The sequence below is a fragment of the Sphingomonas pseudosanguinis genome (assembly GCF_014196255.1).
Taxonomy (GTDB): domain Bacteria; phylum Pseudomonadota; class Alphaproteobacteria; order Sphingomonadales; family Sphingomonadaceae; genus Sphingomonas; species Sphingomonas pseudosanguinis.
This window is the reverse complement of the sequence record NZ_JACIDH010000017.1, coordinates 40,593-52,511: the sequence shown is the minus strand read 5'-3', so window position 1 is coordinate 52,511 and position 11,919 is coordinate 40,593. Positions and strand designations below refer to the sequence as shown.

Annotated in this window: 13 protein-coding genes; 6 read left to right on the top strand and 7 right to left on the bottom strand. The window is 68.4% G+C overall.

Features of this window, described 5'->3' with window-relative positions; all coding sequences use genetic code 11:
- Nucleotides 1–143: 143 nt before the first annotated feature.
- Genes GGR48_RS14840 through GGR48_RS14825 form a run of 4 tightly spaced genes read left to right on the top strand, consistent with a single transcriptional unit; the run spans nt 144 to nt 4,519 of the window.
- Nucleotides 144–395 carry a FeoA family protein gene (locus GGR48_RS14840; protein ID WP_409529591.1) on the top strand — a complete coding sequence of 84 codons (252 nt, stop codon included), beginning with the start codon at nt 144–146 and terminating at the stop codon, nt 393–395.
- A 16-nt stretch (nt 396–411) separates the two neighbouring features.
- Nucleotides 412–2,271 (top strand): ferrous iron transporter B, encoded by a 1,860-nt coding sequence (feoB, locus tag GGR48_RS14835; protein ID WP_183952621.1) that lies wholly within the window; start codon nt 412–414, stop codon nt 2,269–2,271.
- Between the two features lie 19 nt (nt 2,272–2,290).
- A complete protein-coding gene (gene ssb / locus GGR48_RS14830; protein WP_183952620.1) occupies nt 2,291–2,890 on the top strand; it encodes a single-stranded DNA-binding protein in 600 nt (199 codons plus the stop codon).
- A gap of 57 nt (nt 2,891–2,947) precedes the next feature.
- Nucleotides 2,948–4,519, top strand: coding sequence for a sensor histidine kinase (locus tag GGR48_RS14825; RefSeq protein ID WP_420854086.1), 1,572 nt, complete (start codon nt 2,948–2,950; stop codon nt 4,517–4,519).
- Nucleotides 4,520–4,554: 35 nt separating this feature from the next.
- Here the strand turns inward: GGR48_RS14825 and GGR48_RS14820 are convergent, their stop codons facing one another.
- The 3 genes from GGR48_RS14820 to metX all read right to left on the bottom strand — a co-directional run bounded on the left by GGR48_RS14820 (nt 4,555) and on the right by metX (nt 6,765).
- Nucleotides 4,555–4,947 (bottom strand): response regulator, encoded by a 393-nt coding sequence (locus tag GGR48_RS14820; RefSeq protein WP_183952618.1) that lies wholly within the window; start codon nt 4,945–4,947, stop codon nt 4,555–4,557.
- 67 nt (nt 4,948–5,014) lie between these two features.
- Complete coding sequence (metW, locus tag GGR48_RS14815; RefSeq protein WP_183952617.1) at nt 5,015–5,608, bottom strand: methionine biosynthesis protein MetW; 594 nt, start codon at nt 5,606–5,608, stop codon at nt 5,015–5,017.
- Entirely contained in the window at nt 5,605–6,765 is a 1,161-nt protein-coding gene (metX, locus tag GGR48_RS14810) for a homoserine O-acetyltransferase MetX (protein ID WP_183952616.1), read from the bottom strand. The genes metW and metX overlap by 4 nt, the downstream gene beginning before the upstream one ends.
- A gap of 64 nt (nt 6,766–6,829) precedes the next feature.
- Here metX and hisC point away from each other — a divergent pair, with 64 nt between their 5' ends.
- The gene (hisC, locus tag GGR48_RS14805; protein ID WP_183952615.1) at nt 6,830–7,948 is read left to right on the top strand and encodes a histidinol-phosphate transaminase; all 1,119 of its coding nucleotides are present in this window, start codon (nt 6,830–6,832) and stop codon (nt 7,946–7,948) included.
- Nucleotides 7,948–8,859, top strand: a complete 912-nt coding sequence (locus GGR48_RS14800) for a prephenate/arogenate dehydrogenase family protein (RefSeq protein ID WP_183952614.1) — start codon at nt 7,948–7,950, stop codon at nt 8,857–8,859. The genes hisC and GGR48_RS14800 overlap by 1 nt, the downstream gene beginning before the upstream one ends.
- Before the next feature lie 104 nt (nt 8,860–8,963).
- Here GGR48_RS14800 and GGR48_RS14795 read toward each other — a convergent pair whose 3' ends face one another.
- The 4 genes from GGR48_RS14795 to ftsE are packed head-to-tail and all read right to left on the bottom strand — an operon-like array spanning nt 8,964 to nt 11,810.
- Entirely contained in the window at nt 8,964–9,659 is a 696-nt protein-coding gene (locus GGR48_RS14795) for a 1-acyl-sn-glycerol-3-phosphate acyltransferase (RefSeq protein ID WP_183952613.1), read from the bottom strand.
- Nucleotides 9,656–10,192, bottom strand: a complete 537-nt coding sequence (locus GGR48_RS14790) for a YdcF family protein (RefSeq protein ID WP_037569839.1) — start codon at nt 10,190–10,192, stop codon at nt 9,656–9,658. Before GGR48_RS14790 ends, GGR48_RS14795 begins: the two co-directional genes overlap by 4 nt.
- Nucleotides 10,189–11,088 carry a cell division protein FtsX gene (locus tag GGR48_RS14785; RefSeq protein ID WP_183952612.1) on the bottom strand — a complete coding sequence of 300 codons (900 nt, stop codon included), beginning with the start codon at nt 11,086–11,088 and terminating at the stop codon, nt 10,189–10,191. The genes GGR48_RS14790 and GGR48_RS14785 overlap by 4 nt, the downstream gene beginning before the upstream one ends.
- Nucleotides 11,085–11,810, bottom strand: a complete 726-nt coding sequence (gene ftsE, locus GGR48_RS14780; protein WP_183952611.1) for a cell division ATP-binding protein FtsE — start codon at nt 11,808–11,810, stop codon at nt 11,085–11,087. Before ftsE ends, GGR48_RS14785 begins: the two co-directional genes overlap by 4 nt.
- Nucleotides 11,811–11,919: the final 109 nt, after the last annotated feature.

The following is an 11,919-nucleotide window of genomic DNA, read 5'->3' as shown; positions in this document are numbered from 1 at the left end:
GACGTTGGAGTTTGGATCTGGATACCCCACTCCGTTCGCACTGAGCGAAGTCGAAGTGCACGCCCAGAACCCACCCCCAAACCCGACACCCATTTCATCAACGGGTAATTGATAATCAGTCGCACGGGGGTTATGTACCCCGCATGGCGATGTTGAGCAGTCTCGAAACCCTTCCCCGCCGGCAACCGGCGACCGTGGCCGCGATCGACTGGGCTCAGCTGGCGATCCCCGAGGCGCGGCGTCTGCGCGAACTGGGTTTCGACGAAGGCGTCGGCGTCGAGGTGCTGCACCGCGCGACATTGGGTGGCGGTCCCATCGCCTGCCGGATCGGCCGCATGACCGTGGCGCTGCGTCGCCGGGTCGCCGCCTCGATCCGCGTCGCGACGGGCGCTTGAGGCCCAGCCAGACATAATGAACGCCGCACCGCTGGTCGCGCTCGTCGGCAATCCCAATGCCGGCAAAAGCGCCCTGTTCAACGCGCTCACCGGCGCGCGGCAGAAGGTCGGCAATTATCCCGGCGTCACGGTCGAGCGTCATTCGGGCCGACTCGTGCTCGACGATGGCCGCCCGGTCGAGCTGGTCGACCTGCCCGGCGCCTATAGCCTCGATCCCGGCAGCCTGGACGAACAGGTCACGCGCAACGTCGTGATGGGGTCGCAGGCGGGCGAGCGCCGCCCCGATGCGCTGGTCGTCGTGGTCGACGCCGCCAACCTCGACAACCACCTGCGTTTCGCGCTGCAACTTATCGCGCTCGGCCTGCCGGTCGTCGTCGCGCTCAACATGGTCGATCTGGCCGAGCGCGACGGGCTGACGCTCGACGCCGACATTCTCGCCCGCGAGCTGGGCGTGACCGTGATCCCCACCGTCGCGGTGCGCCGCCGGGGGCTGGATACCCTGAAGGCCGAGATCGACCGGCTGGTAACCGAAGGGTGCGTGCAGCCGGTCACCGCTGCCGACCGGATCGACGACATCGTCACGCTGCAACGCCGCGCGCGCCAGCTGGCCGCCGCCGCGACCGTGGCCGAGACGCCGACGCGCCGCTGGACGCACATGCTCGACTCGGTCGCGCTGCACCCCATTGCCGGGCCGATCCTGCTGGTCGGCCTGCTCTTCATCATGTTCCAGGCGGTCTTCGCCTGGTCCGAGGCGCCGATCGGCTGGATCGAGCAGGGTTTCGTGTGGGCGGAGGCACAGGTCGGCGCGCTGCTGCCCGAGGGCTGGGTTCGGAGCCTCATCACCGACGGCCTGATCGCCGGTGTCGGCGCGGTCATCGTCTTCCTGCCGCAGATCCTGATCCTGTTCCTGTTCATCCTGGTGCTGGAGGCGACCGGCTATATGGTCCGTGCCGCCTTCCTGATGGACCGGCTGATGGCGCAGGTCGGGCTGTCGGGGCGTGCCTTCATCCCGCTGCTCTCCTCCTTCGCCTGCGCGGTGCCCGGCATCATGGCGACGCGCACGATCGATGACGAGAAGGACCGGCTGACCACCATCCTGATCGCGCCGCTGATGACCTGCTCGGCACGGCTGCCCGTCTATACCATCATCATCGGCGCCTTCATTCCCGATCGCCAGGTGCTGCCCTTTGTCGGCTTGCAGGGACTGGTGCTGCTCGGCCTCTATCTGATGGGCATCGTCGGCGCGTTCGTCGCCGCGCTGCTGCTCCGCCGGACGGTCACCAAGGGTGCATCGTCGGGCTTCATGATGGAGATGCCCAAATACCAGTGGCCGCATATGCGCGACGTGCTGATCGGGCTGTGGAGCCGTGCGCTGATCTTCCTGAAGCGCGCCGGCACCACCATCGCGCTGACCACCGTCATCCTGTGGGCGCTGCTGTCCTTCCCCAAGCCGCCGGAAGGGTCGGGCATCTCGCCGGTCGACTATTCGGTCGCGGGCCGCATCGCGAACGGCATCGAGGTGGCGGTGCGCCCGATCGGCTTCAACCGCGACATCGCGCTGGCGCTGGTCCCGGCGATGGCCGCGCGTGAGGTGGCGGTGGCGGCGATCGGCACCGTCTATGCCATCGACGATACCGAGGACCAGGGCGGGCAGAAGGCGATCACCGACAATCTGAAGCGCAACTGGTCGCTGCCCACCGCGCTGGCCTTTCTGATGTGGTTCGTCTTCGCGCCGCAATGCATCTCGACGATCGCGGTGACGCGCAGGGAGACGAACGGCTGGAAATGGCCGGCCTTCATGGTGGGGTACCTTTTCGTGACCGCCTATGTCATGGCAGGGATCACGTACTGGTTGGCGGTTTTCGCTGGCCTCTGACATCAAACGGGACTGATATATGGCGGGCAGCGTCAACAAGGTGATCCTCGTCGGCAATCTGGGACGCGATCCCGAGAGCCGCTCCTTCCAGAATGGCGGCAAGGTCGTCGAGCTGCGCATCGCGACCTCCGAATCGTGGAAGGACCGCAACAGCGGCGAGCGCAAGGAAAAGACCGAGTGGCACACGGTCAAGATCTTCAACGAAGGCCTGGCCAATGTCGCCGAGCGTTTCCTGCGCAAGGGCTCCAAGGTATACATCGAAGGCGCGCTGACCACCCGCAAGTGGCAGGACCAGCAGGGTAACGACCGCTATTCGACCGAGGTGACGCTGCAGGGCTTCAACTCGGTGCTGACCATGCTCGACGGCCCCGGCGGCGGCCAAGGCGGCGGCGGTTCGCGCGGCGGTGGCGACTTTGGCGGCGGCGATGATTTCGGCGGCGGCGACTTCGGTGGCGGGTCGAGCGGTTATGGCGGCGGTTCGTCGGGTGGCGGCTATGGCGGCGGCAATCGTGGCGCCGCGGGTGGCCAGAGCGGTGGCGCCGGGAACGGCGGCAACCGTGGCGGGTTCGGACAGGGCGGCGGGTTCGCCGACGATCTGGACGACGACGTGCCGTTCTGATCGGACGCGGATAACGGCCACGATACGCGGATGCTGATCACGGAGGCGCAGGACAGGATGGCGACCGGCCAGGCAGATGGGACTCGTCCTTGCCCCTTGGCGGTGTCCGAGGCGGAGCGTGCCGACGTCATCCAGTCCTATGACCTGGCCGGCTATCATCAGGCCGGCGGGCTGGACGATCTGGCGGGCTTCGCGGCCGAACTCTGCCAGACCGAGGTCGCGCTGGTCAGTCTGGTCGAGGAAGCCCGGCAGCGTTTCCTGGCGGCGGTCGGCTTCGATCAGCCGGAAACGCATCGCGACACCTCCTTCTGCGCGCATGCCATGCTGGGCGACGAGGCGGTCATGGTCGTGCCCGATGCGCGCGACGACCCGCGCTTTGCCCAAATGTCGCTGGTCGTCGGACCGCCGCATATCCGCTTCTATGCCGGCGCCCGGCTGCTTTCGCGCGAGGGTGTGCCGCTTGGCGCGATCTGCGTCATTTCGGGCACGCCGCGCCCCGAGGGGCTGACCCATTTCCAACGGCGCGGGCTGGCCGTGCTGGCGACGGCGGTCATGGGCCGGCTGCAGGATCGCCGCGCCCGGCTGGAGCATCGCCAGACCGTCGCGGCGTCCGACGCCCGCATCGCCGACAGCGAACAGCGTTTCCGCACGCTGGCCGACACCATGCCGCAAATGGTGTGGTCGACGCTGCCCGATGGCTTCCACGATTATTACAATGCGCGCTGGTACGAGTTCACCGGCATGCCCGAGGGGTCGACCGATGGCGAGGCGTGGAACGGCATGTTCCACCCCGACGATCAGACACGCGCCTGGGCATCCTGGCGGCACAGCCTGTCCACTGGCGACCCCTATCAGATCGAGTACCGGCTGCGGCATCGTGACGGCCTGTATCGCTGGGTCCTGGGCCGTGCGCTGCCGATCCGCGACGACGAGGGGCGGATCACCCGCTGGTTCGGCACCTGCACCGACATCCACGAGCAGAAGCTGGCGCTGGAAGAGCGCGAGATCGTCAGCCAGGAGCTGAGCCACCGGATCAAGAACATCTTCGCGGTGATCTCCGGCCTGATCGCTTTCGCCGCGCGCAACAATCCCGCCTTTGCCGGTATCGCCAGCGACCTGCGCGACCGGATCATGGCGCTGGGCCGCGCGCACGATTTCGTCCGTCCGCACAGCCCGCAATCCCGCCCCAAGGCACCGCAGGACAGCCTGCACGGGCTGCTCGGCGATCTCTTCGACGCCTATCGCCAGGACGAAGCGCCGCGCGTCCATCTGTCGGGCGACGATGTGCGCGTCGACGATCGATCGGCGACGCCGCTGGCGCTGCTGTTCCACGAACTGGCGACCAATGCCGCCAAATATGGCGCGCTATCGGTGATGACCGGCGCGGTCGATCTACGCGTCGAACGGCATGAGGATATGGTCCGGCTCTATTGGTGCGAGCATGGCGGCCCCTCCGTCACGACGCCACCGGCCCATGCGGGGTTCGGTTCGCAGCTGGTCGAACTGTCGGCGGTGCGTCAGCTGGGTGGTCAGGTCGCGCGCGAATGGCGGCCCGAGGGGCTGAGGGTGATGATCGATGTGCCGCTGGCGTCGTTCAGCCGGCAGGCCGGGATCGGGATCGGCCGCTGATGCGGCGACCGGCTTTACGGATCAGGCGTGCCCGTTCAGGCGTGGGCGCCCAGCGGGATGACGTCGCTGGTCTGCACCGCGCCATTCCCCGTCGCCAGCGCCGCCGCCGCCAGGATCGACTGTTCGCTGAACGGCTTGCGGATATAGCCCAGCGCCTGGATGTCGGTCGCGATCTGCGCGGGATTGGCGGTGACGAAGACGATCTTGACGCCATGCTCCTGCGCGATCCGGCGCGCGATCTCGGGCCCGGTGGCGCCGTCGCGCAGATTGACGTCGACAAAGGCAAAGGCGCATCCGGGCGCGACCTCGAAGGCGGTGCGGCTGTCCGCCGCGATCCCCGCCACCTGATAGCCCGCGTCGGTCAGGATGCGCTCTAGATCGAGAGCGACGAAAATTTCGTCCTCCACGATCAAGGCGGTTTTGCTCATGTCAGATTCCTGTCACTTTGCGCATCAACAGTCTTGATCCAGATAAAGTTCCTGAACTGTCGTGATTTTAGCGACGCAACAGGAATACGGCATGTTCGGCCCGGAAATTCGCCGCCGCCGCGCTGGTCGGGCGGCCACGCGACAGGAACCAACTTCCCTCGACAGTGATCCGTCGTTCGCGGACGAAGGCGCGAAAATCGTCGATCGTCACATGGTGGATATTGGGCGTGTCATACCATTGTTCGGGCAACAGCGTCGTCACCGGCATCCGCCCGCCCCACAGCAGCGACAGCCGCACCCGCCAATGCGCGAAATTGGGGAAGGAGACGAAAGCGCGCCCGCCGATGCGCAGCAGATGGTCGAGCACCTGGTCGGGCGCGCGCGCGGTCTGCAACGTCTGGCTGAGGATCGCATAGTCGAACCCCTTGTCGGGATAGCCCGCCAGATCGACATCGGCATCGCCCTGCACCACCGCCAGCCCACGCGCCACCGCCGAGGCGACATTGGCCGGATCGATCTCCAACCCGCGCGCATCCACTCCCGCGTCGTCGCGCAAGGCCGCCATCAGCTGCCCGTCGCCGCATCCGACATCCAGCACGCGGGCACCGCGCGCGACGTGGCGCGCGATGATCGCGAGGTCGGGGCGCAGCGGCTCGCTCATGGCTCGGCCCGCAGGAAGCCGTCGATCACCCGGTTCATCTCGGGCGCCTCGAGCAGGAAGGCGTCATGGCCGTACGGGCTGGACAGCTCGACGAAACTCGCCGCCGCGCCCGCCGCGTTGAGCGCCTGCACCACGGCGCGCGACTCGGAGGTCGGGTAGAGCCAGTCGGTGTCGAAGCTGACGAGGCAGAAGCGGGTCTTCGTCCCCCGGAACGCATTGGCGAGCAGCCCGCCATGTTCCTCGGCGAGGTCGAAATAATCGAGCGCGCGGGTGATGTAGAGGTAGCTATTAGCGTCGAACCGGTCGACGAAGCTCAATCCCTGATGCCGCAAATAGCTCTCGACCTGAAAATCGGCGTCGAAGCCGAAGCTCTTGGCGCCGTCCGGCCGGTCGGGCCGCGCCTGGAGCCGCCGCCCGAACTTCTCGGTCAGCCCAGCCTCCGACAGATAGGTGATGTGCGCCGCCATCCGCGCGACCGCGAGGCCGGCGGCGGGGGGATCGTTCGACTCATAATAGGCCCCGCCGCGCCATTTGGGGTCGGCCATGATCGCCTGACGCCCGACCTCATGGAACGCGATATTCTGCGCCGAATGCCGCGCGGTCGAGGCGACCATGACGCAGGCGCGCACCCGCTCGGGGAAGGTCGCGGCCCAGCTCAGCGCCTGCATGCCCCCCATCGATCCGCCGACCACGGCCTTCAACTGGCCGACGCCCAGATGGTCGAGCAGCATGGCTTGCGCGCGCACCATGTCACGGATGGTGATGACCGGGAAGCGCATGCCCCAGGGCTCGGCGGTCGAGGGGTCGATGGTCGCCGGGCCGGACGATCCCATGCAGCTGCCGATGACGTTCGAGCAGATGATGAAATGTCGCGTCGGATCGATCGGCTTGCCCTCCCCCACCAGACGCGTCCACCAGCCGGGCTTGCCGGTGCGCGGATGGGGCGAGGCGACATGCTGGTCGCCGGTCAGCGCATGGCAGATCAGGATGGCATTGGAGCCATCGGCGTTCAGCGTGCCATAGGTCTCATAGCCGATCTCGACCGGCGACAGCAGCGCACCGCCATCGAGCCGGAGGGGGCCGGGCAGGACGATATGGCGCGACAGACCGAAACGCTGGTCGTCGCCGGGAGAGAAAGCGGAAACGGAAGCGGCCATGGAACCCTATCCGCTAGGCCGCGATGCTTGGCAACGCAAGGGCGAGGCCGCTATGGCGGGTGCCATGACCGAGCTTACCGCCCCCGAACCGATCTCCTGGGTCAAGGCCATCGCGCCTTATGTCCCCGGCCGCGCGACGACCGATGACGGGCGCAAGGTCGCCAAACTCTCGTCCAACGAGAATCCGCTGGGCACCAGCGAAAAGGCGCGCGCCGCCTTCGCCGCCGCCGCCGCGAAGCTGGAACGCTATCCCGATGCGGGGGCGACCGAATTGCGCCAGGCGATCGGCGCGGTCCATAGGCTGGACCCGGCGCGGATCATCTATGGCACCGGTTCGGACGAGATCCTGCATCTGGCGGCGGGCGCCTTCGCGGGACCGGGGGACGAAATCATCCATGTCCGCTACGGCTTTGCGGTCTATGAGATCGCCACCCGCCGTGTCGGCGCGGAGCCGGTGGTGGTCGCCGATCATGATTACGCGACCGATGTCGACGCGATCCTGGCCGCCGTGACGGACAAGACCAGGGTCGTCTTCGTCGCCAACCCCAACAATCCGACCGGCACCTATGCGGGTGCGGGTGAGATCGCACGGCTGCACGCCGGGTTGCCGCGCCATGTCCTGCTGGTCCTCGACCAGGCCTATGCCGAATATCTGGACGTGGGCGAGGATGATGGCGGGCTGGCGCTCGCCGAGTCCGCGACCAACGTGCTGGTGTCGCGCACCTTCTCCAAGATTCACGGCCTGGCCGCCGAACGGATCGGCTGGGGCTATGCCGCCGCCCCCATCATCGACGCGCTGCACCGCATCCGCGCGCCGTTCAACGTGACCATCGCCGGCCAGAACGCCGCGATCGAGGCGATCCGCGACCGCGCTTTCGTCGAGGCATCGCGCGCGCACAACGCCAAGTGGCTCGGCTGGTTCGAGGCGCAGATCGCAAGCCTCGGCAATGCGGGCCTGCGCTGCGTGCCGTCCAAGGCCAACTTCTCGCTGGTGCTGTTCGAGGGTCGGCTGACCGCCGAGCGCGCCTATCACGGGCTGATGGACGCCGGGTACATCGTCCGCTGGCTGCCCAGCCAGGGGCTGGGCCACGCCTTACGCATCACCATCGGTACCGAGGACGAGGTGAAGGGCGTCGTCGCCGCGCTGCGCCAGATGGTCGAGTCGGAGGCGAAGGGGGCCTGATGCTGCCCTTCGCGCGGATCACCATCATCGGGCTGGGGCTGATCGGCTCCTCGGTCGCGCGGGCGACGCGCAAGGCGATGCCGACCGCGCGGATCACCGCCTATGACGCCGACCCGCAGGTGCGCGAGACGGTGCGCGCGCTCGATCTGGCCGATGACGTCGCCGACACGGCGGGTGCGAGTGTGATCGACGCCGATCTGGTCATCCTGTGCGTGCCGGTCGGCGCGATGGGCACGGTGGCGGCCGAGTTCGCCGACGATCTGCCCGAGGATGCGATCGTGTCCGACGTGGGCAGCTGCAAGGGCTCGGTCCTGGCCGCGCTGACCGAGGCGCTGCCCGGCGCGACGATCATCCCCGCCCACCCGGTCGCAGGCACCGAGCGCAGCGGGCCGGAGGCGGGCTTCGCCACGCTGTTCCAGAAGCGCTGGTGCATCGTCACCCCGCCTGAGGGCGCGGACGAACTCAGCGTCGAGCGGGTCGCGGAGTTCTGGCGGCGGCTGGGCGCGGATGTCGAGCTGATGGCCCCCGACCATCACGACCGGGTGCTCGCCGTCACCAGCCATCTGCCGCACCTGATCGCCTATACGATCGTCGGCACCGCCAGCGATCTGGAGGAAGTGACCCAGTCCGAGGTCATCAAATATTCGGCCGGTGGCTTTCGCGACTTCACCCGCATCGCAGCGTCGGACCCGACCATGTGGCGCGACGTGTTCCTGACCAATCGCGAGGCGGTGCTGGAGATGCTCCAGCGCTTTTCCGAGGATTTGAGCCAGCTGCAACGCGCGATCCGCTGGGGCAAGGGCGACGAGCTGTTCGACCTGTTCAGCCGCACCCGCACCATTCGCCGCTCGATCATCGACCAGGGCCAGGACGATGCCCGCGAGGATTTTGGGCGCAGCCACGAGGGGTAAGATAGTCCTCCCCTGCAAGGGGAGGGGGACCAGCGAAGCTGGTGGAGGGGTGTCCCCGCTGGCCGTGACACCCCTCCGTCAGTCCTACGGACTGCCACCTCCCCTTACAGGGGAGGATGTTTCTCGAGCGCATTCATCGCCGCATGTACCTTCGCCTCCGCCTCGGCGCGCGGCAGGCCCGGCGGGATCACCTCGCCGAAGCGCAGCGTCACGACCCCGGGCCGCTTCAGCCCCTTTCGCGGCCAGACCAGCCCCGAATCGGTCGCCACCGGCACCACCGGCAGGTTCAGCATCCGGTACAGCCCGGCGAAACCGGGCTTGAGCGGCGGCGTCTCACCGGGCTTCACCCGGGTGCCTTCGGGGAAGATCATGATCGCCCGCCCCTGCTTCACCGCGACCTGCGCATCCCGCATCATGCCGCGCATCGCCTTGGCCGAGGCCGAGCGGTCGACGACGATCGCGCCATATTTGCGTACCGCCCAGCCCCAGAGCGGGATATTGGCCAGCTCGCGCTTCAGCACCATGGCGGGCGCGCCCAGGATGCGTTGCAGCTCCATCGTCTCGAACATCGCCTGATGCTTGGCGGGGTAGAGCGCCGGTGTGGTCGGCCGGGTGCCCTCGATACGCACGCGGATGCCCAGAATCCAGCGCGTGCAAATGCGGTGGAATCGCGTCCAGCTCGTCGCCCAGTGGATCACCGCCCGTCGCCCCCCCACCGCGATCAGCGGCGACAGCAGCGCCATCACCGCCGACACCGGATAGAAGATCGCGACGAACACGATGTTGCGAAGAAGAATCACGCGCCAATCCCCGTCCAAAGCGCGATCCTGCGCAGGATCAGCTTGTTATATTCATTCACCAGCGTGCCCAGCCGTGGCTCGGACGGTACCCCGTCGCCCAGCACCACCACCTGCGGCCCGAGTGCCGCGACCAGCTCCATCCGCGCGCGCGGCAGATGCCAGTCGGAGGTGACCAGCCGCACCGTGCGATAGCCATGCTCGCGCACCCAGCGCGCCGTCTCCTCGGCATTGGACCGCGTGTCGACCGCCTCCAGCCCCAGATCGATACAGCAGGAAAACAGCGACGGCGCGGTGCGATAGGTGCGCGCCAGGTCGATCGGCCGCACGCCGGGCGCGACCCCCGTTACCAGCATGCGCTTGGCCTGATGCGCCTGGAGCAGCGCGATGCCGCGATCGATCCGCCCCGCCCCGCCGGTCGGCACCACGATCGCATCGGTGGTGTTGTTCTCCAGCGGGTGCGGCAGGCTGAGCATGAAGGCGGCGAACCCCAGGCACCAGCCGAGCGCGACGAGACCGATCAGCCGCAACATCAGAGCATCCGCCGCATCTGCGCCAGCACTGCGAGGCGCGCCGCCAGCACCGCCAGCGCGACGAACCCCAGCGGCAACGCGACCAGCATCGCCAGATCGCGCGCGCCCAGCGTCAGGCCGCCGAGCAATTGCGATTCCAGCGCCCCCACCTGTCGCGCGACGATCCAGATCGCGACCGCCGCCATCACGCTACCCACGCCCGCGCCGATCCCGGCGTCGAGTGCGATGCGCCGCTGGAACAGCCGGGCGACCTGGCGATCGGTCGCGCCCAGCATATGGATGACCTCGATCGTGCCGCGATGTGCTTCCAGCCCGGCGCGCGCCGCCAGCATCACCACCGCCGCCGTCGCCCCCAGCATCAGCAGGATGATGCCGCCGGCCAGCCATGCGGCGGTGTCGAGCAGCCGCCCAACCGGCCCCAGCCAGGTGGCATGCGAATCGACCCGCGCCGCCGCGCTGGCCTGCGTAACCGCCGCCGTGACCCGCCGCACCGCGTCCCCGCCATCGCTGTCGAGATCGACATCGATCAACGCCGGCACGGGCAGTTCGGCGGCGGCGGCATCGTTGCCCAGCCAGGGCTGGAGCATCCGCGCCAGATCGGCCTGCGGCACCGGAGTCGCGCGCGCGACGTCGCTCTGCCCGCGCAACACCGCCAGCACGCGCGTGGCGGCGGCATCGCGCCGCTGTGCCTCGCCCTCGACGATCTGCACGGTCAGCCGCCCCGCCATCTGCCGGTCGAGCGCACCCGCCGCCTGCGCGGTCGCCAGCCCGGCGGCGGCGGTCAGCAGCGTCAGGAACAGCATGATCGCGATGACCCAGCTCATGACGTGCGCGCCGCCGACATCGTCGAGCGCCCGCGCCTCCGCCCCGCCCCCCTTCCGCTTGCTTCCGCGCGTCACAGGCCGCTCCGCACCAGCGTCGAGGGCGGCGGCTCCGGCATGGGCGGCACCGGTTCGGGATCGACCAGCCGCCCGCGATCGAGATGCAGCCGGTGGCCACCCGGCACCCGGTCGATCAGATGCCAGTCGTGCGTCGCCATGACGACCGTGGTGCCCAGCCGGTGGAGCGAATGGAACAGGTGGAGCAGTCGCTCGGCCATGACGGGGTCGACGTTACCGGTCGGCTCGTCGGCGACCAGCATTTCGGGGCGCGCGATCACCGCGCGCGCGATCGCCACCCGCTGCTGCTCGCCGCCCGACAGCGTGGCGGGACGCGCGCCGGCGCGCTCGGTCAGGCCGATCCAGGCCAGCATCTCGCGCACCGCGCGCGCGATCTCCGATTCGGCCATGCCCGCAACCCGCAGCGGCAGCGCGATATTGTCGGCGGCCGACAGATGCGGGATCAGGCGGAAATCCTGGAACACCACCCCGATCCGCCGCCGAAAGCCGGGCAGACGGTCGCGCGGCAGGATGACGGCGTCCTCGCCGAACAGGCGGATGATGCCCCGGCTGGGCCGCTGGGCAAGATAGAGCAGCCGCAACAGCGAGGTCTTGCCCGCGCCGCTGGCCCCGGTCAGGAAATAGAATTGTCCGGAGCGCAGCGTGAAACTGACGTCGCACAGCGTTTCCTCGCCCGCGCCGTATCGCAGACCGACATTCTCGAACTGGACGATGTTCGCCATGCCCTGCTGGCCTTGGCATGGCGCGCCGCGCGCTTCAAGTTCCGCGCTTCACGCTTGCCACGCCCGGGGGCGGCGTGCTTACTGGAAATCATGGGGGCCTGATCCGGAT